This is a genomic window from Bacillus cereus group sp. BfR-BA-01522, from assembly GCF_022662635.1.
Classification (GTDB): domain Bacteria; phylum Bacillota; class Bacilli; order Bacillales; family Bacillaceae_G; genus Bacillus_A; species Bacillus_A cytotoxicus.
On the sequence record NZ_JAKUDY010000005.1, the window covers coordinates 188,637 to 213,770 of the forward strand.

Below are 25,134 nucleotides of genomic sequence, written 5' to 3' on the forward strand. Positions count from 1 at the left end.
TTATTCAAGGTTATTTCGCTATTAATTGTTTATATGTTTCTTTCGTATCCTCATATAACTTGTTCAGTGAGAAATTTGCTGCAGCATGCTCGTAAATCCGTTTTCCCATTACAGCAAGTTCACCTGTTTTCCATTTTTCATACGCTTGTTCTAAAGCATTCGCCAAAGCTTTCCCATCACCTACTGGAACAACCCATCCATATGTGTCATCTACGATTAACGGTTCAATTTCACCAGCTCTTGTTACAATAGATGGTACACGTTGATTTGCTGCTTCTAATAGAACTAACGGAAACCCTTCACTATGAGATGTTAATAAGTTAATATGAGCCGATGCAAATAACTGTTTCACATCTTGACGATGCCCTAAAAATTGAACCTTATCTTCAATTCCTTTTTCTTTCGCTAAAGCCTTTAAGTCTTCCTCTAATGGACCATCGCCTACTAATAACACCTTAATTTTAGTCAATGAAGTCTGATTTAATGCATCAAATAATACTTCATGCCCTTTAACTGGATGGAGGCGCGCAACTTGAATGGCCGTAAATACATCTTCTTCAATATGAAACTTTTCTTTTTTATCATAACCTTGCGCTTTTTCTTTATCATATTCAATTCCATTATAAATAACACGCATCTTTTCACTAGAAATTCCCAATTGTTCCAAACTCTTTTTCAAACGATTTGTTACAACAAAGAATAAATCTATATCCTTTAAAGCCTTTAAGTTTAATTTCGTAAAAATCCATCCTTTTAAACCTTGCTTTGTAAAGTCTTGAAACGGATCACTATGAATGGTTGTCACCCATTTTGCAGCAATTCTTTTTTTCATAAGAGAAACGTAAAAGTTTGCTCTAGGACCATGTGTATGGACAACATCAAATTGTTCCTCATTAATGAATCTACTTATATTTTTTAAAATAGATAAATCGTAGCGAGATTTCTGTGAGAACACATGAACTTTGATTCCTATCTCCCTTGCTTCCCTCGCAACAATCCCGTCTTCAAATACTGCCAGTTCTACTTCATCGGTTGGGAACTGATCGAGAAGTGAAATAATATGTGTCTTTCCTCCCCCGTCTTCTGCTCCTGCATTCATATGCAATATCCTCATTCTTTTTTCCTCCTTTAAATCCTCGCCACATTTCTATCTACCTTTTATTTTACTGTACTAAAAAATAAAAGCTAACAAAAGTTAGCTTTTATTTTTATCATTCAATTTCTAAATCTACAATGAGGTAAGCTAACACCACTATAAAGTAAATTCCAACCCCTGGTGCTGTCAAAATATGTCCCGCAATATATGCAATACCTAAAGCTAAAGCTAAACTTGTTGCAAGCATTCCATATTTTATATTAACGATGTCTTTAAATCTTGTCATCATACGGAATAAGATTCTAAATCCATAGTAAATGAATGGGATCATCATTAACAAAAAGCCGATGATTCCAAAATCATAAAACCAATCATGGAAGTCCATTTCAATTAACTTTGGATCTGGTTGTTTTTGTTCGTTGTATTTAAAATTACCTGCATAACCCATTCCTAATAACTTTTGTGACATTGGAGCTTCTTTAAAGAATTGCTGATGTCTTTCCGCATATACTTGACGTCCACTGAATATGAGGTTCTCTTGATTTTCCTTTTGCTGTTCTTTCTGAAGTTCCTTTTTAACTTCTTCTTCAACTTTCTCTATTTCTTTCCCTTTTTCCTTGTTCCGTTGCTGTTCTTTTAATTTTTCTTTAATTTCTTTTTCCTTTTGTTGTTGTTGTGCCGCATTTTGCTCTGCTAAATAGTTATTATGAATACCCATGTTTTGTGCTAAAGGTGTCTTCTTAAACGTTCCAATCACACCTGCTAATAAAACAATAGCAATAATACTATTAAGCAATAGTGCCTTTTTGTTTGGATTTCTTCTATCAAATAATACTTGAAGGAGAAGAATGATAATAGCTGCTGCCAATGTTGCACCAATTGAACCCATACCTACTTTTGTACCAACTTGAATTAAAGAATAAATCATCAATAGCGACGGAATCCAATATAAAATACTCGTAATCCCTTTTGTCTTCTGAACAGAATATAATACTACAATCGGGAAGATGATCGCTAAAATAGATCCTAACTCATTTCCAGCATAAAACCATCCACGAGAACCAACTTTCATCCATTGATAACTGCCAAAGTCTGTAGATGTTGCAATAGAAACAACCATAACAATATTGATAATTAATGTAGAATACATAATGTTATCCCTAACTTTTTCACCAATATTTGTAAGTTTCTTCAATGATTTTAAAGCTAAAATGTATGAAGACAGCATAATATACACATACAATGCTTTTGCAAAGAATTTAACTTCTTCGCCCATTATAATCGGATTCTTATTTAGCTTATTATTTATAAAACCTAGGCACAATACTAAACCTAGTACTACTAGATAAATCAAAAACTTTCTATTCTCTTTTTCTTTTGCCTGCAATAAAATATAAATACCACAAACAGTCATAACAAGAAATCTTGCCATTACTCCGAATGTTGTATTTATTTTTAATACGATAATACTAAGCGAAGTTAATAAATCTAAAACAGGTTGTAAAATAATAAAAAAAAGCAAAAATTGCTCAAACCTAATCCTAGTTTGATTTGTCAACATTCTTAGACCTCCATAAAAATCATTACATTATCATGTAGACATTATTTATTCCATTTAAATACACCTAGCAATTATAACATAACTCATATTTAAATTGAGAAATATTTTTATCCTAGCTCCAATCCCTACTTCTCTCCATTGGGATAAAAAACCTCCTTCCTTCTTCTTGTAATAATAATAAACACTATCGATATACTACTAATTTCCAGTTTTAACTATAATATAAAATAAGATTTATGAAAAATCTATTTATTTATATTTATTGAATTACAACTATTTAAAACACCTATAAAACGATTCATTTTATGTCATATTTCCTTCATCTATGCATCCATTCCTCTTCCAATATATATCTTCTTTTTATGACATTTTCAAACGCTTTCTTTATGTATTTCATACGTTTTTTGACATGTAACGAAAAGTAATTGTTATTTCGATAACTTTAGTGTATATTTTTTCTCTGGAATATCTTTAGGAGGAAGGGATTTAAGCCATGTTATTAATCGATATCTTTACGTTTCTTGGTATTATCGCCGCTGCTATTTCTGGTACATTAGTTGGTTTAAAGAAAGATCTAGATTTTTTTGGTGTCCTTTGTTTAGCTGTAGCTACTGCACTTGGTGGCGGAATTATCCGTGATATTTTGATTGGTAACCTACCTCCCGTTGCATTTATAAAACCAATTTACTTTTTTGTGAGTGTATTATCTGCACTCTTTACTTGTATGTTTTTCGAGCGTATTAACAAATTACAAGTTGTGATTATGCTTTCTGATGCGGTTGGCTTAGGCGTTTTCACTGCAATCGGTGCTAATGCGGCAATGTTACATCATGTTGATGCTCCCTTTTTAGTTGTGTCAATGGGTGTGATTACAGGTATTGGCGGAGGGATTATGCGTGATATTTGTGCACAAGACATCCCTTATGTATTTCGCAAAGAAATTTACGCCATTGCTTCCATCCTCGGTGCAATTAGCTTCTTGATTACATATGGGCTAGGTGCACACGTATTAGCTTTCTATGTCTGTTTACTCGTAACATTCATCATACGCGTAGTCACAGTTATATATAATGTACATTTCCCCGTTTTCTTTAAAACACATGCGAAAATAACTAAAGGTCATTAAGAGAATTTCAAAAGAAGTTCTCTTATTTTATTATATTAGATATTAATATAGAGTAATATTAGAAAAATGGTTATAATGAAACAAGAATACAAAATGAAAACGTTTTATATAACAGGGGGAAAGAGCAATGTTTGGGGCTTTCAAAAAAAAGGATTCACATAGCAGTACAAGTATTATCGAATTAAGTCGACATCAAAAAATAACCTTCCATGTGACAAATTCTGAATTAAAGACGCAGATGGATATGCTTCATATTACGAAAGAAGACCTACAAGTTGTGAAAGTATTACAACCTTTTATTTACGAGCAACTAGAATGGATAACAGATAAATTTTATAGCAATATTACAAAGCAGCCACGCTTAACTGAAATCATTGAACGCTATAGTTCCGTAACAAAATTAAAGCAAACTTTAATGCAACATATTAAGGAGTTATTTGGTGGTAATATCGATGAAGAGTTTATAGAACGTCGTATTCGAATTGCTAAAAAACATGTCAAAATTGGATTACATAGAAAATGGTATACAGCTGCCTATCAAGAACTATTCCGTTCTGTTATGAAAATCTTAAAAGAAAACATTTCAACGATAGATGATTTCTCTTATTCTCTAAATGTAATAAATAAATTGTTCACACTCGAACAAGAACTTGTTATTGCAGCTTATGAATCGGAATATGAAAAGATTCAAAAAGAACATGAGAAAGAAAAAGAAATCACTGCAATGACGATTAAACATATTGCCATGGAACTTGCAGCCATTTCCGAAAAAAATAGTGCCTCTATTCATGAATTAACGACTCAATCGGAAAAGATTGTTGAACTCGCCAAAACAGGTACAGAGTTAGCAATAACCTCTGAAGAAAAGGCAAATAAGGGCAAAAACCAGCTGGACACCCAAAATAAGCGAATGGAAAGTATTCAATCTAATATGGAAACAATTATTACAGACACAAGGGAACTTCTTGACATTTCTAAAAAAATTAATGAAATCATCGATATTGTAAAATCAATTGCTGAACAAACAAACTTGCTTGCATTAAATGCAGCCATTGAATCTGCACGTGCGGGAGAGTTTGGCAAAGGATTTGCGGTTGTGGCAGATGAAATTCGTAAATTATCTGAACAAACGAAGGAATCTATCACAAATGTTACAAAGCTAGTTGAGAAAACAAATAAGCAAATCATACATGTTTCCTCATCTGTGGAACAAATTAGCTCCCTTGTATCTGAGGGAACAGCTAGCATGCATGAAACGGATCATTATTTCCAAGAAATTGTTCATGATATGTCAAATTCAAAAGAACAAAACAAAGAAATTGAAAATGAACTAAAAGTTATATCTCAGGTTATGAAGAGGATTCAAGACGATTCTTCGCAAATGGCTTTAACTGCCGAGAATTTGCAAATGGAATTAACTAGGTAATATTCGTTGGAGTTCTCTTCCCTACTGATAAAAAAATTTCATTCCACCTACTCCGAATCTTAAATGTGGAGTCTTACCATCCGAAAATAACGAAAAAAAACAACATAAAATAATAGAATTTAGAAAAATAGCCTTCCACTCTCCCCTTTTTGGTTAGATGGAGGGCTATTTTTTCATATTTTGACAAGTTGTGATGAGGTAAGCCTGCCTTTGGACAAACTTCACCTGTAAGTGAAGTTGTCCTTTTTAGAGTACTAGTATCATAATATCCAAATTTCAGAGATTAATTACAGATATTTCAAAGTTTTTTTGCACCAGCCTCCTTTTTTGCATTCATCTTTTAATTAGAGGAATGCTTTTTAAGTACATAATAAAAAAAGAAGAAAAACTGTCACAAAATCTGTTTTTCTGGTTTCTATATAATACAGGCATCAAATTGAAAGTGAGGTTTTAACTAACATGTTAACCATAGAAAAAAAAGAAAGTCATGCTTCTGATATGACCTTCGAAGACATATTTAAACAATACTATGTTTACGCTGTGAAACAGATCCTATGGATTGTTAAAAATCAACCTATCGCTGAAGAGTTAGCACAAGAAGTATTTTTACAATTATATCATAGTGATTGGAAAGCAATTGAAAACATACCTGGATGGTTGATTAAATCTTCTACTTATGCAGCTTATAACCATCTACGATCCGAAAAAAGACATCAAGCAAAGATTAATAAAGAAATACAATACCATGACGTGCAAAATGTTTCATCATTAGACGATGATTGGATAAGAAAAGAAGAATTTACAAAAGTCCAAATGATATTAAATAAAATGAATGATCGAGAACGAACTCTTTTACTAATGAAATTCTCTGGTTTTCAATATAAAGAAATAGCAGCAATACTTCAAATTGAAATATCTTCTATTGGAACATTATTAGTCCGAGCTAAAATGAAATTTCGCAAGATTTATAAACAAATGGAGGAGGCATAACAAATGAAATGTAATGATATCGGATTTATTCAAACATATATTGATGGAGAACTTTCTCATGATACAAGAAAAGAATTCACAAAACACCTAGATACATGTGAAGCATGTCAGGATTTATTAGTAGAAATTAGTAAATTAAACCAATGGGAGAATGTAATGCTAGATGAAGAATCGGCATATTCACCACAAGAACTCAAAATTGATGTAGAACAAGCATGGAAAACATTTGAAAATCGTTCAAAACTAGACAATGTTTCTAATATAAATCATAAAAAACAACAGAAAAAGGGGCTATTTACAAACATAAATAAAAAATCAAAACGTTTCATTTACACAGCAGTAGCTTCAATAGGACTTTTTACAACGGCAATGATTCCACAAATACAAGTGGCGGCTACAAATGTTGCCTCATATTTTTCTGATGCAGTTACAAATGATAAGGTTGTAAATGAAGGAATAAAAGATGAAAATGGTGTCACACAAGATATGATGAAGAATGGCAAATATATTCCTATGGATGAAAAAATTACAGATCAAGGTATTACAGTACATTTCAAAGAGTTATATATCGCGGATTCACGTATATCAATCCATTATAGAATGGAAAAAGCGGATGGAAGTTTAGTACCATTTGAATTTGAGACACCCTTTATCCAAGGTTCAGATGATTTCCTTCCTTTTGACCTTATCATAGCAGGTAAAAAATTGGAACATTTAGGCGTTCGTGATAATGATAAACCAGAAGGTGTTATTACATTTGTTGCAAGCCCTGAAGAAAAAGACGCTTTTAAACAACCCCTTACATTAGATGTAAATATAAATAAAATTGGAAAAGTAGCTGGATCTTGGAAAGGTGAGTTTCAACTTGATAATTCACATTTAAAAAATAAAACCAATTAACATGAAAAAAAGAATAGCACAGCATGTATCTAATACTCAGTTTATATGTTTTCTTGTTTTTCTTACATTCATTTCTTATATAGTGTTTACTCTATCTTCCATATTGTAGGACAGCCCATTTCAGTTTGTCGACAAAAGGGGTTCGGAATGTTCTCATTCCGAACCCCTTTTGTGATTTTATAAGAACTTTTCTTCATAGTAATGAGAGTTGTGCTCTACTAGCCCTATAATTTAGGCTGTCTTCTTCAAATTCATGGAAGCGAAAGTAAGCATGGCCTGCATTGACAATTTCTTAAGTCCCCTTAACAACGTTGTCCAACGCATGCCATGCTTTTCTTTTGCATCTGCGAATACATGTTCAATTATTTCTTTGCGGTTCACTTTATTTTTTAAAAAAGATTTTTTGACAATAGAAATAACTCATATAAGCCCCAAGGCTTTGTACAATAAATAACCCAGGTAGTATTAAATTTTCATATACGGTATTAGAATGAAAAAGTTTCATCCCAATATATCCAACAATAAGCAATATAAATAGCATGTATCCCTCATTTTTCTGCTTTCTAATCATCAAATGCAGGAGAGCAATTGCTGTAAATAAGGTAATAACGATATATGTAAGTTTCTCATACTTAAACAGTACAAAATTCATTCCTTCGCTTGATAATTGATCTATGCTTGGCTTTAGAAAAGCATACCGCTCAACCTCTATCTCATTCAACTGTTGATCGATATGTTCCTTTATATTTGAACTTTTCATTTCCTGCTGCTGATTATTACGCTCTCCGATTAAGACTGATTGTACATATGCCTCATTAGAGATTGTGTATTGAGGCATTCCTATCGTTTGCATCCAATAGCTTATCCCAAAGTGCATCACATAAAACATAACAATTAGACCTATCATTTTTAGTAGTACACTTTGTTTTTGTAATGCCTGAAACACTTCGATTAACATGACATATACGAACACAACGATCATTAAAAAGATACCTACAGGATGAATCATATTACTGAATGCTAATAAAATTGCAGAAAAAATCCACATATAAGAATGACTCAAACCTTTATGTAAAAGGATATAACAAGCAAAATAAAATAAACATGTTGCTAACGGTTCTGCTGTTAAGAGAGCACTAGTAAGAATGTTTGGGATATATAAAGCATAAACGACCGCCGCGATACGTCCGCACTCTTCTTGAAATACAATAGATGCTATTCGGTAAATGAAAAATGCAGTTCCGGTACAAAATAAAATATTGCATAATTGTAAAACGAAGATTGTATCTCCAAATATACGAATTAATAGTGATTGGTAAAGAATAAAAGGCAATTGTGCAACAGCACCAATACGATTTCCAAGCGCAACTTGTTTTGCAGACTCATACATCGACTTCATATCGCCTATAAGCGGGGCGTCTCCAAATAGAACGAATCCAAGCCTAACAAGAATCGTTATGCTAACGAGAAAAATAAGAAATTGTTGATTTGTAAAACGATATTGCAAAATAGATGCAATCAATAAAAGAAGTATAACAAATATAATAAACACAATCACCATACTCGTTGTACTTCCCCCAAAAAATTGCTTTGCCGCGTCAAAAGATGACCACCAAGAATAACCATAAAACACGAGCAGTAACCCAATAATCATTTTGCTAAAAAAAGATGAAAAACCTGTTTGGATTTGATTCATATGTCCATAGCACCTCTATCTCCAGTTATGACAAAACGATTCTATCATGAATGAGTACATAGCTGATAGGGAATTTATATGACAAATCGGGAGTTCATCATTTTTTACTTGCAATGTAAGCGAAACCTCTTTTACACTACAATCTATATAAAAATAAATTTTCTTTCAGTTACATGCATACAAATACGAAAGTGTGATTCTTCCTTTCCTATCATATTTTACTTATTTATAACGGAAGTAAAATCCGACAAATATTACATTCCTTTTATACTAAAAAACATAGCACTCTGATTGAAAACAGAAAATAGGAGATGGTTATATGGAAAAAAAATTTATGAGGGAATCAAAAGCAATTAAAACAACAAGAGTTTTTCCAAATGACTTAAACAATCATCAAACTTTATTTGGCGGAAAATTATTAGCAGAAATTGACAGCGTTGCTTCGATTGCAGCAGCTAGACATAGCCGTAAGCATTGTGTAACAGCATCTATTGATTCTGTCGATTTCTTAACACCGATTCATCAAGCTGATTCTGTTTGTTATGAAGCGTTTGTATGTTACACAGGAAAATCTTCCATGGAAGTATTCGTAAAGGTCGTCGCAGAAAATTTATTATCTGGTGAACGTCGTATTGCTACCACTTGTTTCATCACATTCGTTGCACTAAAAGATGGCAGACCATCTTCTGTGCCACAAGTACTTCCAGAAACTGATGAAGAACATTGGCTCTATACAACTGGTGCAGAGCGTGCAGAAAATCGTAAAAAAGGTCGTTTAAAAAGTAAAGAAATGGCTGAAGTATTAACTTTAAATAAACCGTGGAATATATAATTTCTCGTACATGCAAAGATGATTCCTTTTCTTTGCATGTATTTTTTTATTACAATAAAATAATAATAAATAAAATCAAGATTGATGAAGTAGAACTTTCTTTATTCTAGGGCTTCATATCTCTTCTATCTAACTTCCTTACTTTTACGGAATGTTGAAGTGAAGTCTTACCAACTGAAAAAAATGGAATATACTCCCTTTTCTTTGTAAATCCCACTTCAGCTTGTCCTTTATTTTGGTATACTATTAGTGGTATATTAGATAAAGTGCATTTAAAAAGAACTATAATATATTAAATATACAAGGGATGGTGCGATAATGTCTGTTGAGGTGCCAATTTCAATACCAAAAACATTGATTATTATTCCTGCTTATAACGAGGAGGAAGCAATCGCTGATACGCTAACTAGACTTTTAAAACTAAAACAACATTTTTCACAACTTAGTATTTGTGTCATAAATGATGGTTCAAAAGATAAAACATCTGATATCGTAAAAAATTTTCCTGTACATCTTGTAAATTTACCATACAACTTAGGGATTGGATCCGCTGTACAAACTGGTTACAAATATGCTTATGAAAATGGATATGACATTGCAATTCAGTTCGACGCCGATGGACAACATAATCCTGATGATTTATACAAAATTATCAAACCAATTGCTGAAGATGAATGCGACATGGTGTTAGGTTCTCGCTTTACAGAAAAAACAGCATATAAAGGTAGCATTTCACGAAGAATTGGCATTTTCTATTTCACTGCCTTATTAAAACTATTAACAAAACAAACATTTATGGATCCAACTTCTGGATACCGTGCTATTAATCGTGAAGTGATTAAAATTTTTGCACATAATTATCCAAAGGATTATCCAGAACCCGAAGTTCTGATTCACTTAAAAAAGAAAAAACTTCGCATTAACGAAATATCTGTCAATATGCAAGAAAGACAAGGTGGACAATCTTCTATTACACCTCTTAAATCCGCATATTACATGATTAAAGTAAGTCTAGCTATCTTAATGCAAAAAATCGTGAAAGGTTGATAATGAATGCCTATAATTACCTTTTCATTTATCTTTATTCTATTATTATTTTTTCTAATTATTAATTCTATCCGTCAAGGAACTTTGGAAACAAAGTACTCTATTTTATGGATTTTTGTTTGTATCTCTATGGCTATCTTAAGCTCTACAGATAAGATTATAAATTGGATTGGCCAGTTGTTAAAAGTGGAGTATCCTCCATCTGTCTTATTTTTATTCGGGCTTTTATTCTGCTTCGTGTTAATTTTTGACTTAACGCGAAAGATTTCTAAATTTCATCATCAACTTGTCACATTAACGCAAGATTACGCATTATTAAAACAACAATTAGAGCATAAAGAACAACAATTAAAAAGCCAAGAACAACAATTATCTCGCTTAAACGAACAATAAACAATCTATTTCCAAATTTAAATACCCCCTTCTATTTCCATAAAATAGAAGGGGGTTTTATTACCCTGTCACAGTAGACTCTTTCTTTAAAAAGAGTTTTCTTACTTTCATTATAGCCACTGTAATTCCTATTCCTATTATAATAAATAAAAGCGGCATTAATGGTAGTGCATAGCGTTCATAGGCAACATATAAAGACGTGAAATATGTTTGAAAAAGAAGAAGAATCCATAAAAATATATACTCTCTCCATTTTCTCCAACATAATACGAATGAAAGAATTGTACAAATGAAAAATAATTGTTTAATAAACTCAAAAAATCCTTTCATACCTTCCCCTGAAATATCAAATATCTTTATATTATGACCTGGATAATAATAAGGCTTTTCCCATAGAATTTCTGGTTTTAAAACAAGATAACTTCTTAGCATAGATTCTTACCATTCCTTCATGCGATTCACTGCAATCTCTTTCTCCATTTGCATAAATTCATGCGCCTCAATATGAGGATATTTTTCATGCAATTCCGCCTCAATTTCATCCATACCCTTTTCTTTTGGATACCCTTCTCCTTGATAAGTTCCAAGTAATAAAGGATTTCCTGCTCCAGCAGTTAAAGGAATAAACTGATGAAATTGAATATAATTGCGAGCCCACCAGGGCCCAAGGATAATACACAATAATACAAAACTAACGATCGCTTGCTTCATCATAATACGAAATGGATAGCGCTTTATTAAAAGGTACACAAAGAGTAAAATTGGATATAATGCGATTTGCACCCGAAAATACAAAGCTAAAAAATAAAAGAGTAATACAATGAAAAGGTCTTTCATTGCGTGAGTATTGGCTAACTTTAAACTCCAATATAATAAACCAAGTGAAAAAAATAGAAATGGTCCCTCTGTTAATGTTAAATTTTCCACTACTACCTCTGGAGGATAACAAGCTAATAGAAGCGCAGCTATCAATCCCGATGCTGGATTTAAGATGTACGTGGCAATTTTATAAGTCATATAAATGCTAGCTACACCAAAAAGCATCATTACTAATTTAGCTATAAATAGTCCACTAGCACCACTACCAAAAAGATAAAATATAGAGGCTAATAACATCGATTGCCCTGGCATAATATGAATAGTTGGTTTAGCTGGGTCATGATATGTTAGCATACCAGTATCCAATAAAACCTTTGCACTATTTTGGTAACCTATATCATCACTAGCAATTGTTAAGTCAACACCATACGTTGTTAAAGTCAAAAAGCGAAACAAAAATCCTATAAGCAAAATCATACTCAAAAGAGCCCATTTGACCTTTTGAGTCGGCTGTTCTAACATGGAAGTCCCTCCCTTTGGTTACATACGTACATCTCTTTGTTACAACAGAGCAAATGACATTCCCATCTAAATTATTACTATTATATAACATCCGCTCTTTTAAACAAGGTATAATAATTAGTAAAGTTGATTTACAAAGTTTATATGCGGTAAACTTATACAGATGTTCTTGTAATCTTCTTCCTTTATAAAAGGCTTGTATATATGATACAAAACATAAAAAACTAGAGGAGATAAAACGCTATGACGGAACAAAAACAACTCGTTTCTGTTGTAATCCCGCTATATAATGCGGAAAAGTATATTGAAGAAACGATGCAATCTATACTAAATCAAACTTATCAAAACATTGAAATTATAGTTGTAGATGATGGTAGTAAAGATCAATCACCCACAATTGTAAAAGAACTTCAGCGAAAACATCCAGAGAAGGTTCGCTATATCCATCAGAAAAATCAAGGTGTATCTGTTGCTCGTAATACAGGAATTGAGCACGCTAATGGTGAATATGTTGCTTTTCTTGATAGCGATGATTTATGGCATCCAAGTAAAATAGAAAAGCAAGTACAAAGTATGCATTTAAACAATATGGATGCTTGTTATTGCGGCTATATGAACTTCTATGAAGAAACAGGTGAGAAGGTAGAACATGTAACCAACTTTATAAAAGGCGATATGACAAAAGCCTTTTTAACACATCAAGTTGTTGCCCAAACAAGTACGTGGATTTTTAAACGCTCTATCGTTATGAATCATGATATCCGTTTTACACCTGGCTGCAGTTGGGGAGAAGACTTAGAATTTTTATTTAAACTCATGAGTGTCACAAACGTGTGCTATGTAGCGGAATATTTAACTTATTATCGAATCTTATCAGAAGGAAATCTATCTTCTAAATATAAAGATTATGAATTAAAAACAAAAAAAGAATTAGAAGTATTTCATCGAATGAATGACTGGATTCATCATAAATTTTCAGATTTGATAACAAGAGACTCTGAGGAACTGATTCAAATGATTGAAACATATCTATTCCCATATACTGTTATCAATAATGCTTGTATCTATATTAAAGAGAATGCAAAACTAGAAAAGTCACAAGTTCAATTAATCAAACAGGATATAAAGAAATATTGCCGTAAAATTTATTCTAAAAACGGAAAACGAAGCAAAAAATTATATGCAATGCTTTGGTTTGTTCGAATGAAGTTTCTGTTTTCTTAAAACAGAATCATGCTACACATTCTTTCCATTTTATAAACTGGACATACAGCGTCCAAAGAATAGAAAGGTATTTGCAATGAAAACAAATAAAATCCTAAAAAATGCATCCTATCTTTTTGTAGGAAATATTATCGTTCGGTTTGTACTTGCAATTGCAACCATTCTCTTTGCAAGATATGTTTCACCTCATGATTATGGTATGTTTACAGCGGCACTAGCTGTTTCTGCTGTCATTTGTTACTTTACAGATGCTGGTTTAACACATACTTTTATGCGTGAGGGGACAAAACAAAACGCTAATATTAGCGAGCTTATCAGCAGTTATCTACGCGTTCGCTTCATTTTAGCCGTTATTATTTCGATTCTCTTTGCCATTTTCGCACAATTTTTCTATGATAATGCTTATTTACGTGCAATGGTATATTTAGTTGTATTGCCAACAATGTTTGGTGCCACTTTACAAGGTGTCGGAATGGCTTACTTCCAAGTAACAGAACGCATGCAATTTACTGCTATTATCTCTGTATTACAAGGTGTAACAGCAGCAGTGGCACTTTTACTCGGCATGAGCTTTAAGTGGTCACTTATGATGGTTGCAGCAATGTATGGAGCGTCAAGCCTTGTAACAGGACTGATTGCCTTTATAATGGTAACTCGTTATACAACGATTCATAAGGGCTGGGACCCCGGAATTTTAGATCAACTGCTCGTTTTCACAATTAATGGCATTATTATTATGCTATTGCCACAGCTTGGTCCGATTATTTTGGAAAAAGTATCAACATTAAAACAGGTTGGATTTTTCGGTGCTGCATCCAAAATCCCAGCTGTTCTTTATCAAATCCCTGGTGTCATCGCCGCAGCATTTTATCCGAAACTATTTGCTTTTGGAAATGAGAAAAATGTGGAAGAACATCGAAAGCTATCACATTTTGAATTAAAGTTGATGTCATTTTTAGGAATGGGGATTTCGATTCCATTTATTGCTGATCCAAATTTTTGGATTGTTAGCTTATTGGGCGAAGAGTATGCACCAGCTGGTAATGCCCTCGCCATTTTAGCATTTATGGTTATTTTACAATCCATTAACTATCCCCTTGCTGATAACTTAACAACGATTGGTCAGCAATGGAAGCGTACATTAACAATGGCAATTGGTTTAGTCGTTGCCATCATTAGCTATATTGTATTAGGTAGTAAATTCGGAATGATGGGAGCTGCCACTTCAGCTATTCTTACAGAAGTTACCTTGTTAATCGGATTTACTCTATTTATTCATAAAGGTATTGAACTTCTATTCAAAGGAATTCTCTTTAACTCCTTAGCCTTTGCTATTAGCTATTGCGCATATCGTATGATATTCGTTACTCTACCGTCATTAGTTGCTCTCATACTTACAGGCTTATTATTTGGTATGATTGGACTTGTTATTGATCCACAAATCCGTAAATTAATTTTAGAATTTGTAAATAAAAAGGTACTTCGTAAAGAAGCTTAAACTTCAACGTCCTTTTTTCATCTTATGATATGAAAAGGACATTGAAGTTTTTATTTTATTTCGTAGACATTGGCGACGCCTTACTGTCCATGAATAACAGGGGTAAATCACCGTAATGATGCTTCTAGGTTAAATTGACTTACTTTCTGATAATACTTTATACTGAAAGATAGATATCCATCATAATCCAATGTATGAAAAGTATATCTTTTCACGCAAAAACTAAAAACACACCCTGTCCATAAACGGTGTGTTTTTACATGATTTACGCTAATTAAATATGATATAAAACGACTTTGATTTAAAGGGAGGAACTCGAATTTTCATGTATTTTGAAAAAGACAATAAGACCTTTTTCCATAAAAGCACTTTTATTATCATTCCATTGTTATTACTATGTGCTTTTATTTTTCATTACTTCTTTTTAACATCAGATCAAATATTTTCTGGTTCAGGAGATGCATTATCTCAATTCGGATTCTTTACTTTTCTCCTGCAACATGCTTTTAAAGATGGTAATTTCTTTTGGTCCTGGAATTATGGATTAGGCGGCGACTTATTTGGAGAATTCAGTTATTACTATAGTACGGCGCCATTCTTTTGGATCACATTATTGCTTCCTAAGTTAAATATAGAGCAAATCTATGATATGAAATTATATATGAGCATTTTCAAAAGTTTTTTAGCGATGCTCTTTATGTACGGTTCTTTGCGTTATCACCATAAAACAACCTTTTCATCTTTTATTTCTGCCATTATATACGGTGGATGTATTACTTTTATTCGTCACTCTTTACTTTGGGATTTTATGGCGGATGCTATCGTTTTTCTACCACTCGTATTATGGGGATTCGATCGATATATTATAGAAAGAAAAAAAGGACTATTTCTATTTGCTACCGCTTTAATGCTAGCATCTAACTTTTATTTTGCTTTTATAACCAGTATTTTCATTTATATTTATGCATTTTTTCAATACTTTACGACACAGCAAAATAAAACGATTCAATCTTTCCTAACTTACTATATTAGGATTACTTTTTTATATGGATTATCACTCGGTTTAGTAGCCGTATTCTTTCTTCCATCTGTAAATGCTGTATTTAATGCTGATCGACTCACAAAGAAATTTGATATTCCTTTATTCTTTGAAGAGACATTTTATAAAAATTTGCTGGAAAGTATTTTCTTCATCAATAACGCGGAATACTATCAATTAGCACTTCCTGTCTTGATTTTATTCTTAATTATAATCGGTTTATTTATACGTGATAAATTCGTATTGAATAAAGTATTATTTACATTCTTTATGCTTATTCTTTACATGATTCCATATACTTATTCTGTTTTTAATGGTTTTTCCGCTATGCAATATCGCTGGTACTATTTATTTTCATTTATAATTGCCCAAACGGTCGCGTACATTTTAGACTGGATGCTCCTTCATAAAAAAGAGAATAAATTGATGTATCTCATAAGTGCATTGTTAGCTACTGGCTTGTTCATTTATGCATTCATGAGAAAAGTAAACATCAATGATCAGCCATTAGACGAAGTCGATCATATGTTGATAAGTGTCATCGTAATTTCTATCCTCACAATATGTTTATGGCGCTATCTGTCTAAAATTTTCTTACAGTTCTTAGTGATCCTAAATGTTCTTATCAATGTAATTTTTATCAATTACATGTATTCAGAAAATGTACTAAGCAAACCCTTTGGACAACGAAATGTTACAAAAGAATCTTTACATGCATCTGGATACGATAATCAAGATGAAATTGCTGCTATTCGCTATATTCAAGATCATGATAAAGATTTTTACCGTATTATTAATCCGGGCAGCCTTCGTAATACACCAATGCTTCAGGAATATCATGGTGCAAGTGCTTATCATAGCCTAATCAATTATTATGTTCATGACTTTATGAAAAATAAATACAATGTTTTTCAAGGATTCGATACACCTTCTATGTTTTTCCAATTAGATAACCGACTCCTTCTTGAAAATATGTTAGGTGTGAAATATTACATATTAAGCGCAGATACCGATGCAGCTAATATTCCTTATGGCTATAAACAATTAAAACAAGTAGGGCCATATAACATTTATAAAAATGAATATGCGTTGCCATTAGGATATGTGTATGAATCAGGGATAGATGATAAAGAGTTTTCTAAACTAAACTTTGCTGAGCGAGATCAATTGTTGTTGGATGCTGTAGTCGTTGATAACATAAAAGATTTTTCATTAAAACATTTTGATACAAAAAGGCTTGATGTCAAACCAGTACCGATTAAAACCGAGCAGATCCAATTCGAAAATATTGAAAACAATAACAATATGCTTACGGTTCATGAAGATGGTCGCATAATAGTACCTATTAATCCACCTAATGTTGTAGGAGACCTTCTTGTGGAATTAAAAATTAAAAATAAAGGCTCCTTCCATGCAATTGTGAATGGAAAAGACATGAGTAAAGGAGACGATGCAGGTGCATATGCATACCCATTAGAAAGATTTGTTTATAATCTTGGAAAGAACAATCATCCAAACGAATTGACGATTTCTATTACTGATAAAATCCCTGGACCAGGTGAATATGAGTTACAAGACCTGCAAGTCAACATTGTGAATTACGAAAACATCCAAGAAAAAACTAAAAAATTAACTGAAAATAGACTTCAAAATATCTCTTATAAAAATAACTATTTAAAAGGTCAAGTTAACTCAAGTAAAGACGGATTACTCTATCTGTCTGTTCCATATAGTAAAGGTTGGACTATAAAAGTAGATGGGAAAGAGACAGAATTTACGAAAGCAAACTCTGCATTCATAGGCGTTCCAATTCAAAAAGGATCTCATGTAATTGAAATGAAGTATGTCACACCTTACTTCAAATTAGGTTTGATTATATCCATTATTTCATTCATCATTTGCTCCACTTTATTATTTTTCGGACGCAAAAAAAGAAATAAAGAGCTTACCTTTTTACACAACAATAAGTAAACATACATCCAGTTCAGGCCATTCCTTCTTCTCAAATAAGGAATATCCTGAATCATAGCACTATTACAAACAAGGAGGGTCAAAGATGACTCTTTCAATAATAGTACCCTGTTACAATGAAGAAAAAGTACTTCGAGCTTTTTATTCAGAAACTTCTCTTGAAGTTCATAAATTAGATACCGATTATGAATTTGTTTTTGTTAATGATGGTAGTAAAGATGATACATTGGATATTTTACGAGATTTAGCAAATTCAGATTCAGCTGTACACTATATATCATTTAGCAGAAACTTTGGAAAAGAAGCTGCCATGTTGGCTGGCTTAAAATATGCTACAGGCGATGCAGTTGTTATTATGGATGCTGACTTACAGCACCCGCCTGCTTTAATAAAGGATATGTTAGAAGGTTACAATGACGGATATGACCAAGTGATTGCAAAAAGAACAAGAACAGGTGATTCCCCTATGCGTTCTTTCATCTCCCGTCTATACTACAAAGTTATGAATACGTTTGTTGATATTGAATTAGTCGATGGTATCGGCGATTTTAGACTTTTAAGTAGAAGAGCAGTAGATTCATTACTCTCTTTAAGCGAATACAATCGATTTTCTAAAGGTTTATTCTCCTGGATTGGATTTAAAGAATTAATCATTGAATATGAAAATGTATTACGTTCTGATGGAGAAAGTAAATGGACTTTTTCTAAGTTGTTGAATTACGGAATAGATGGCGTTATTTCTTTTAATAATAAACCATTACGCTTATCTATATACCTTGGATTACTAACAACACTTTTAGCAATCTTATACGTAATCACGACATTTATACAGATTATGATCGATGGAATTGATGTACCTGGTTACTTCACTTTAATTTCCGCTATATTATTCATCGGTGGTATCCAGCTCATCTTCTTAGGCGTCATTGGTGAATATATTGGCCGTATCTACTATGAAACAAAACGCAGACCACATTTTATTGTGGCAGAGAAAAAAGTAAGTGAAGTAAAACAAAAAGTCTAATAGGAAAAAGAAAAAGTTACTTCTATATCATCTAGAAGTAACTTTTTACTATCATAATCCCTACATAACATTTTTCTTCATATATATTCCTTTTTATAAAATACGCAACCTTTTCTTGAAAAATTATACATTCTGAAAGGATAGCATTATATTCGAGAATTTAGTATCATGATTCAAGATACTATTTTGAAATGGACGGAGGATACTATGAGCTTATTAACAGTTGAAAATTTAGGACACACATTTGGTGATCGTACTCTCTTTAAAGATGTATCCATGCGTTTATTAGCGAATGAACATGTTGGATTAGTTGGTGCAAATGGTGTTGGAAAGTCAACATTTATGAATATTATTACTGGACAACTTATTCATGACCAAGGGCGCATCGAGTGGACGCCTGGTACACATTATGGCTATTTAGATCAGCATACAATCTTAACACCTGGCCGAACAATTCGTGACGTTCTAACAGATGCCTTCTTACCTTTATTTGAGAAAGAAAAAGAATTAAATATCATTACAGAAAAAATGGCTACAGCGACACCGGAAGAATTAGAAGCGCTTTTAGACCAAATGGCTAATATTCAGGATGCCCTTGAAGCTGGTGGTTTCTATTTACTAGATATTAAAGTTGAAGAAGCTGCGCGTGGCCTCGGTCTTGATGCAATTGGTCTAGATCGTGATGTTTCTGCATTAAGTGGTGGGCAGCGTACAAAAGTATTGCTTGCAAAGTTACTGCTTGAACAACCACAAGTATTATTACTAGATGAACCTACTAACTATTTAGATGTTGAACACATTCAATGGTTAACAAACTATTTAAAAGAATACCCGCATGCATTCTTGTTAATCTCTCATGATACAGAGTTTATGAACAAATGTGTGGATGTCATTTTCCATCTAGAATTCTCCAAAATGACGCGTTATACAGCGACATATGAGAAGTTTTTAGAACTAGCTGAAATCAATAAAAATCAACATTTACAAGCGTATCAAAAACAGCAAGAATTTATTAAAAAGCAAGAAGAGTTCATCTCGAAAAATAAGGCTCGTTACTCTACAACAGGCCGAGCAAAAAGCCGTCAAAAACAGCTTGATCGCATGGAGCGAATCGATCGTCCAGAAACCGCGATTAAACCTGAATTCTCTTTCAAAGAATCTCGCGCAAGTAGCCGCTTTGTCTTTGAAGGAGAAGATGTAGAAATTGGTTACACACATCCACTATTGCCGAAACTAACAATGACAATTGAACGCGGTGAAAAAATTGCAATTGTTGGATGTAATGGTGTTGGGAAATCAACATTATTAAAAACAATTTTAGGTAAAATTAAGCCATTAAGCGGAAAAACAAGCCTTGGTGACTTCTTAGAACCAGCATATTTCGAACAAGAAGTAAAAGCTGATCATATAACACCTATCGATGATGTTTGGAATACATTCCCGAATTTAGATCAACATCAAATTCGAGCAATGTTAGCAAAATGCGGTTTAAAAAATGAACATATTACGCGCCCATTGAGTCAATTAAGCGGTGGTGAGCAAGCAAAAGTTCGTTTATGTAAGCTCATGGGTAAAGAAAGTAACTGGTTACTATTTGACGAGCCAACAAACCACCTGGATGTAACAGCAAAAGAGGAACTAAAAAAAGCAATGAAAGCATACAAAGGAACGATTCTTCTTGTATGTCACGAACCTGACTTTTACCAAGATTGGGTAACAAAAGTTTGGAATGTAGAAGAATGGGCACAATCTGACAAATAATCAATAGAGGTGGATCTGTTATGATTCACCTCTATTGATTTTAAATTATATCTATCTCATAATATTTCGCTAATCGAAGTCGAAAATCCATTAAATTATCGTAACGCTTTAAATTTGCTAACATTCCTTGAATCACTGGTATTCTTGGATTTGCTACTCTCATTTCTGCTTCTAAAACATCCAATGTAACTAATAACTCATCATTTTCTAATTCATCAGCTAAATTACGTTTAAACATAATAATTTCCTGTAGAAATTGTTCCTTCACTTGCTCTTTTATTAAGTCTGAACTGCAAAGAAGTTGTCCTAATTGTTCTTCATGCAAAACAGGTTCCTCACCAGAATTTACAAGACCTTCTACAATGTCATCCATTCTTTTTAAAATAAATGTGGAAACATGATTTAAATTAATTTCTGTTTCATTTAAAATGATTAATTCTAAATACGCTCGGGAAATCCCTTCTACTATCACTACAAGATCTAACAAATACGGAGTGACCTTTTCACCATAAATAGACAATATACTATTTCGATAAAATGCATGTGACTCCATTTTCATGTTCATCATAAATGCTTCTACTTCTTTATTAAATGGAATTGCATTCTCCCTTGCATGCATAATAATAAATTCCTTATGCGTTTGTATATCATGAAACTGACAATATAATTGTTTGACAAATTTTTCGCGTGGTAGTAATGATTCTTTGTCAATTTTCATCATTTTACTTTGAATTTTTTCATAATAATATTTAAGAGTAGCTAGAAGCAATTCGTCTTTTGATTTGAAATATAAATAAAAAGCTCCTTTTGATATCCCGCACGCTGTCACGATTTCTTGTACGGATGTTGCGTTAACACCTTTCGCTGCAAATAACTTCATTGCCATTTCAATAATTAAGCGTTCTTTTTCTTTCATATTTTCTCTCCTAATAGAACTTTACATCATAATTTTACATTATAGTTGTTATTTCCACTTTATCTTAACAGTATTATAACATTTCTTTTTATTGACGACTGACCATTCAGTCAGTTATATTATGTGTTAGACTGACCGATTGGTCAATACATAATAAGGGAGCGCAAACATGAACAAGATCATTAACTTTTCGTTAAAAAATAAGTTCGCAGTTTGGCTATTAACCATTATTGTTACCACTGCGGGAATTTACTCTGGTTTAAATATGAAATTAGAAACAATTCCTGATATCACCACCCCTGTTGTAACAGTAACAACGGTTTATCCTGGAGCTACTCCGCAAGAAGTTGCAGATAAAATATCAAAGCCGATGGAAGAGCAACTGCAAAATTTAAACGGGGTGAACGTTGTAAGCTCCTCCTCTTATCAAAATGCATCTTCTATTCAAGTAGAATATGATTTTGATAAAAATATGGAGAAAGCTGAAACTGAAGTAAAAGAAGCAATCGCTAATGTAAAACTACCGGAAGGCGTAAAGGACCCAAAGGTTTCTCGTGTAAACTTTAATGCCTTTCCTGTTATTGCATTAAGTGTAGCGAGTAAAGACGAACCTTTAGCTACTTTAACTGAAAAGGTTGAAAAAAGTATTGTTCCAGCGTTAAAAGGCCTTGATGGTGTTGCCTCTGTTCAAATTTCAGGACAACAAGTAGATGAAGTACAACTCGTCTTTAAAAAAGATAAAATGAAAGAATTAGGCTTAAGTGAGGATACGGTTAAAAATATCATTAAAGGTTCTGATGTATCTCTGCCACTTGGTCTATACACATTTAAAGATAGCGAAAAATCAGTTGTTGTAGATGGAAATATTACAACAGTTCAAGCCTTAAAAGAAATGAAGATCCCTACTATTTCAGCAGCAAGCAACCAAAGTGGGCCCGGAGCGATTTCTTCTCCTCAAACAGAAGCACCACAAATGAATCCGGGCATGACTGCTGGTATTCCAACTGTCAACCTTGAAGAAATCGCTGATGTGAAAGAAGTTGGGAAAGCTGAATCCATTTCTCGTACAAATGGTAAAGAAGCGATCGGTATTCAAGTTGTAAAAGCAACTGATGCAAATACAGTTGATGTTGTAAATGCTGTAAAAGATAAAGTGAAAGATATTGAAAAAAAATATAAAGATTTAGAGATTATTTCGACATTCGATCAAGGTACACCGATTGAAAAATCAGTTGATACGATGCTTAGCAAAGCAATATTTGGTGCCATCTTTGCTATCATTATTATCATGTTGTTCTTACGAAACATTCGAACAACATTAATTTCTGTTGTTTCCATTCCGCTTTCTTTACTCATTGCTATTTTAGTATTGAAGCAAATGGATATTACACTCAATATTATGACACTTGGGGCAATGACAGTTGCGATTGGACGCGTTGTCGATGATTCAATCGTTGTAATTGAAAATATTTACCGCCGCATGTCTTTACCAGAAGAACCATTACGCGGAAAAGACTTAATTCGCGTAGCAACAAAAGAAATGTTTATTCCTATTATGTCTTCAACAATTGTAACAATTGCGGTATTTTTACCTCTTGGGCTTGTAAAAGGTATGATTGGTGAAATGTTCTTACCATTTGCCTTAACGATCGTATTTGCATTACTCGCTTCGTTACTTGTGGCCATCACCATTGTACCGATGTTAGCTCATTCTTTATTTAAGAAAGAAAGTATGAGAGAAAAAGAGGTACACCATAAAGAGAAACCAAGTAAATTAGCAAACGGCTACAAGCGCGTACTGAATTGGGCACTTAATCATAAAATCATTACATCTAGTATCGCTGTTCTTCTATTGGTTGGTAGTCTTGCACTTGTACCAGTTATCGGTGTAAGCTTCTTACCAGATGAAGAAGAAAAAATGATGATTGCAACCTATAACCCTGATCCAGGGCAAACATTAGAAGACGTTAAAGCAATCGCAACAAAAGCCGAAACACACTTTCAAAATAAAAAAGATGTAAAAACCATTCAGTTCTCATTAGGCGGAGAAAACCCAATGAGCCCAGGTAAAACAAATCAAGCTATGTTCTTTGTTCAATACGATAATGACATAAAAAACTTTGAGAAAGAAAAAGAACAGGTGATGAAAGATTTACAAAAGATGACAGGAAAAGGTGAATGGAAAAGCCAAGACTTCGGAGCTAGCGGAGGCAGCAATGAAATTAAGCTATACGTATACGGAGATCGTTTAGAAGACATCAAACCTGTCGTGAAAGATATTCAAAATATCATGAAGAAAGAAAAGGATTTGAAAGATATCGATTCTAGCCTTTCCAAAACATATGCAGAGTACACGTTAGTCGCAGATCAGCAAAAATTAAGTAAAATGGGGCTAACTGCTGCTCAAGTTGGCATGGAACTTTCTAATCAACATGACCGTCCTGTTCTTACGACAATAAAAAAAGATGGTAAAGATATCAATGTTTATGTAGAAGCAGATAAACATGATTATGAAGCAATTGATGATTTAACAAATCGTAAAGTGAAAACCCCACTTGGCAACGAAGTAGCTGTTAAGGATGTTATGACTGTGAAAGAAGGCGAAACTTCCAATACAGTTACACATCGTGATGGGCGTATTTACGCATCCGTAAACGCAAAAATAACATCTGATGACGTTTCTAAAGCATCTGCGGCACTTCAAAAGGAAATAGATAAAATGGACCTTCCTTCTGGCGTAGAAGTTTCTATGGGCGGTGTTACAAAAGATATTCAAGAATCCTTTACACAACTTGGATTAGCGATGTTAGCGGCAATTGCCATTGTATACTTCGTTCTTGTTGTGACATTTGGCGGCGCACTTGCACCATTTGCGATTTTATTCTCACTTCCATTTACAATTATCGGGGCACTTGTTGCTCTACTCATTTCAGGTGAAACATTAAGTGTATCGGCAATGATTGGTGCGCTTATGTTAATCGGTATTGTTGTCACGAATGCAATCGTGCTTATCGACCGTGTCATTCATAAGGAACAAGAAGGCTTATCAACACGTGAAGCATTATTAGAAGCCGGCTCAACGCGCTTACGACCAATTCTAATGACTGCCATCGCAACAATTGGTGCTTTAATTCCTCTTGCACTTGGATTTGAAGGTAGCGGTTTAATTTCAAAAGGACTTGGGGTAACAGTAATTGGCGGATTAACAAGTTCAACATTACTAACACTTCTCATTGTTCCGATTGTATATGAAGTGCTCAGCAAATTTAGAAAGAAAACAGTAAAATAACCTC

At 33.2% G+C, this 25,134-nt stretch carries 17 protein-coding genes and 3 pseudogenes; 14 read left to right on the forward strand and 6 right to left on the reverse strand.

Going from position 1 to position 25,134, the window contains the following annotated elements; translation table 11 throughout:
* Nucleotides 1-10 precede the first annotated feature (10 nt).
* Both MR059_RS09835 and MR059_RS09840 read right to left on the reverse strand, forming a co-directional pair.
* On the reverse strand, nt 11-1,114 hold the full coding sequence (locus MR059_RS09835) for a glycosyltransferase (RefSeq protein WP_087095633.1): 1,104 nt from the start codon (nt 1,112-1,114) through the stop codon (nt 11-13).
* A gap of 97 nt (nt 1,115-1,211) precedes the next feature.
* Nucleotides 1,212-2,657: an O-antigen ligase family protein gene (locus MR059_RS09840; protein ID WP_012096382.1), complete on the reverse strand. Its 1,446-nt coding sequence runs from the start codon at nt 2,655-2,657 to the stop codon at nt 1,212-1,214.
* 493 nt (nt 2,658-3,150) lie between these two features.
* Here MR059_RS09840 and MR059_RS09845 point away from each other — a divergent pair, with 493 nt between their 5' ends.
* From MR059_RS09845 to MR059_RS09860, 5 genes and pseudogenes are all read left to right on the forward strand, one after another.
* A complete protein-coding gene (locus tag MR059_RS09845; protein ID WP_012096383.1) occupies nt 3,151-3,783 on the forward strand; it encodes a trimeric intracellular cation channel family protein in 633 nt (210 codons plus the stop codon).
* 244 nt (nt 3,784-4,027) lie between these two features.
* A pseudogene (locus MR059_RS22245) lies at nt 4,028-4,405 on the forward strand (protoglobin domain-containing protein); the annotation flags it as partial.
* A complete protein-coding gene (locus MR059_RS22250) occupies nt 4,403-5,209 on the forward strand; it encodes a methyl-accepting chemotaxis protein (RefSeq protein WP_370684842.1) in 807 nt (268 codons plus the stop codon). The pseudogene MR059_RS22245 and the gene MR059_RS22250, both read left to right, overlap by 3 nt.
* A gap of 459 nt (nt 5,210-5,668) precedes the next feature.
* Nucleotides 5,669-6,199, forward strand: a complete 531-nt coding sequence (locus tag MR059_RS09855; protein ID WP_087095635.1) for an RNA polymerase sigma factor SigX — start codon at nt 5,669-5,671, stop codon at nt 6,197-6,199.
* A 3-nt stretch (nt 6,200-6,202) separates the two neighbouring features.
* Complete coding sequence (locus MR059_RS09860) at nt 6,203-7,099, forward strand: DUF4179 domain-containing protein (RefSeq protein WP_048723568.1); 897 nt, start codon at nt 6,203-6,205, stop codon at nt 7,097-7,099.
* Nucleotides 7,100-7,330: 231 nt separating this feature from the next.
* Here MR059_RS09860 and MR059_RS09865 read toward each other — a convergent pair.
* Nucleotides 7,331-7,474, reverse strand: a pseudogene (locus MR059_RS09865) (transposase); the annotation flags it as partial.
* 7 nt (nt 7,475-7,481) lie between these two features.
* Entirely contained in the window at nt 7,482-8,795 is a 1,314-nt protein-coding gene (locus MR059_RS09870; protein ID WP_012096389.1) for a glycosyltransferase family 39 protein, read from the reverse strand.
* Between the two features lie 319 nt (nt 8,796-9,114).
* Between MR059_RS09870 and MR059_RS09875 the strand changes: the two genes are divergently transcribed.
* The 3 genes from MR059_RS09875 (at nt 9,115) to MR059_RS09885 (ending at nt 11,067) form a co-directional block, all read left to right on the forward strand.
* Nucleotides 9,115-9,627, forward strand: coding sequence for an acyl-CoA thioesterase (locus tag MR059_RS09875; protein ID WP_242161740.1), 513 nt, complete (start codon nt 9,115-9,117; stop codon nt 9,625-9,627).
* Between the two features lie 318 nt (nt 9,628-9,945).
* On the forward strand, nt 9,946-10,674 hold the full coding sequence (locus tag MR059_RS09880) for a glycosyltransferase family 2 protein (RefSeq protein WP_012096391.1): 729 nt from the start codon (nt 9,946-9,948) through the stop codon (nt 10,672-10,674).
* Between the two features lie 6 nt (nt 10,675-10,680).
* Nucleotides 10,681-11,067 carry a DUF2304 domain-containing protein gene (locus MR059_RS09885; protein WP_012096392.1) on the forward strand — a complete coding sequence of 129 codons (387 nt, stop codon included), beginning with the start codon at nt 10,681-10,683 and terminating at the stop codon, nt 11,065-11,067.
* Nucleotides 11,068-11,127: 60 nt separating this feature from the next.
* Here MR059_RS09885 and MR059_RS09890 read toward each other — a convergent pair.
* Nucleotides 11,128-12,408: pseudogene (locus MR059_RS09890) on the reverse strand (ArnT family glycosyltransferase).
* A gap of 243 nt (nt 12,409-12,651) precedes the next feature.
* Here MR059_RS09890 and MR059_RS09895 point away from each other — a divergent pair.
* The 5 genes from MR059_RS09895 (at nt 12,652) to MR059_RS09915 (ending at nt 20,925) form a co-directional block, all read left to right on the forward strand.
* Entirely contained in the window at nt 12,652-13,632 is a 981-nt protein-coding gene (locus tag MR059_RS09895; protein WP_012096394.1) for a glycosyltransferase family 2 protein, read from the forward strand.
* A 76-nt stretch (nt 13,633-13,708) separates the two neighbouring features.
* On the forward strand, nt 13,709-15,130 hold the full coding sequence (locus MR059_RS09900) for a flippase (RefSeq protein ID WP_012096395.1): 1,422 nt from the start codon (nt 13,709-13,711) through the stop codon (nt 15,128-15,130).
* A gap of 325 nt (nt 15,131-15,455) precedes the next feature.
* A complete protein-coding gene (locus tag MR059_RS09905; protein ID WP_048723572.1) occupies nt 15,456-18,140 on the forward strand; it encodes a YfhO family protein in 2,685 nt (894 codons plus the stop codon).
* Between the two features lie 85 nt (nt 18,141-18,225).
* Entirely contained in the window at nt 18,226-19,164 is a 939-nt protein-coding gene (locus MR059_RS09910) for a glycosyltransferase family 2 protein (RefSeq protein ID WP_012096397.1), read from the forward strand.
* A gap of 150 nt (nt 19,165-19,314) precedes the next feature.
* Nucleotides 19,315-20,925: an ABC-F family ATP-binding cassette domain-containing protein gene (locus MR059_RS09915; protein ID WP_081428421.1), complete on the forward strand. Its 1,611-nt coding sequence runs from the start codon at nt 19,315-19,317 to the stop codon at nt 20,923-20,925.
* A gap of 40 nt (nt 20,926-20,965) precedes the next feature.
* On the opposite strand, the gene MR059_RS09920 is transcribed toward MR059_RS09915, so the two are convergent.
* Nucleotides 20,966-21,841 (reverse strand): TetR/AcrR family transcriptional regulator, encoded by an 876-nt coding sequence (locus MR059_RS09920; protein ID WP_012096399.1) that lies wholly within the window; start codon nt 21,839-21,841, stop codon nt 20,966-20,968.
* Between the two features lie 169 nt (nt 21,842-22,010).
* Here MR059_RS09920 and MR059_RS09925 point away from each other — a divergent pair, with 169 nt between their 5' ends.
* Complete coding sequence (locus tag MR059_RS09925; RefSeq protein WP_087095638.1) at nt 22,011-25,130, forward strand: efflux RND transporter permease subunit; 3,120 nt, start codon at nt 22,011-22,013, stop codon at nt 25,128-25,130.
* The last annotated feature ends 4 nt before the right edge of the window (nt 25,131-25,134 follow it).

What these genes read in the sequence shown, in the direction of transcription:
- MR059_RS09900 (WP_012096395.1), top strand. Translation starts at nt 13,709, where the DNA reads ATGAAAACAAATAAAATCCTAAAAAATGCATCCTATCTTTTTGTAGGA.
- MR059_RS09845 (WP_012096383.1), top strand. Translation starts at nt 3,151, where the DNA reads ATGTTATTAATCGATATCTTTACGTTTCTTGGTATTATCGCCGCTGCT.
- MR059_RS09885 (WP_012096392.1), top strand. Translation starts at nt 10,681, where the DNA reads ATGCCTATAATTACCTTTTCATTTATCTTTATTCTATTATTATTTTTT.
- MR059_RS09925 (WP_087095638.1), top strand. Translation starts at nt 22,011, where the DNA reads ATGAACAAGATCATTAACTTTTCGTTAAAAAATAAGTTCGCAGTTTGG.
- MR059_RS09905 (WP_048723572.1), top strand. Translation starts at nt 15,456, where the DNA reads ATGTATTTTGAAAAAGACAATAAGACCTTTTTCCATAAAAGCACTTTT.
- MR059_RS09875 (WP_242161740.1), top strand. Translation starts at nt 9,115, where the DNA reads ATGGAAAAAAAATTTATGAGGGAATCAAAAGCAATTAAAACAACAAGA.
- MR059_RS09895 (WP_012096394.1), top strand. Translation starts at nt 12,652, where the DNA reads ATGACGGAACAAAAACAACTCGTTTCTGTTGTAATCCCGCTATATAAT.
- MR059_RS09855 (WP_087095635.1), top strand. Translation starts at nt 5,669, where the DNA reads ATGTTAACCATAGAAAAAAAAGAAAGTCATGCTTCTGATATGACCTTC.
- MR059_RS09870 (WP_012096389.1), bottom strand. Translation starts at nt 8,795, where the DNA reads ATGAATCAAATCCAAACAGGTTTTTCATCTTTTTTTAGCAAAATGATT.
- MR059_RS09835 (WP_087095633.1), bottom strand. Translation starts at nt 1,114, where the DNA reads ATGAGGATATTGCATATGAATGCAGGAGCAGAAGACGGGGGAGGAAAG.
- MR059_RS09860 (WP_048723568.1), top strand. Translation starts at nt 6,203, where the DNA reads ATGAAATGTAATGATATCGGATTTATTCAAACATATATTGATGGAGAA.
- MR059_RS09880 (WP_012096391.1), top strand. Translation starts at nt 9,946, where the DNA reads ATGTCTGTTGAGGTGCCAATTTCAATACCAAAAACATTGATTATTATT.
- MR059_RS09840 (WP_012096382.1), bottom strand. Translation starts at nt 2,657, where the DNA reads ATGTTGACAAATCAAACTAGGATTAGGTTTGAGCAATTTTTGCTTTTT.
- MR059_RS09920 (WP_012096399.1), bottom strand. Translation starts at nt 21,841, where the DNA reads ATGAAAGAAAAAGAACGCTTAATTATTGAAATGGCAATGAAGTTATTT.
- MR059_RS09910 (WP_012096397.1), top strand. Translation starts at nt 18,226, where the DNA reads ATGACTCTTTCAATAATAGTACCCTGTTACAATGAAGAAAAAGTACTT.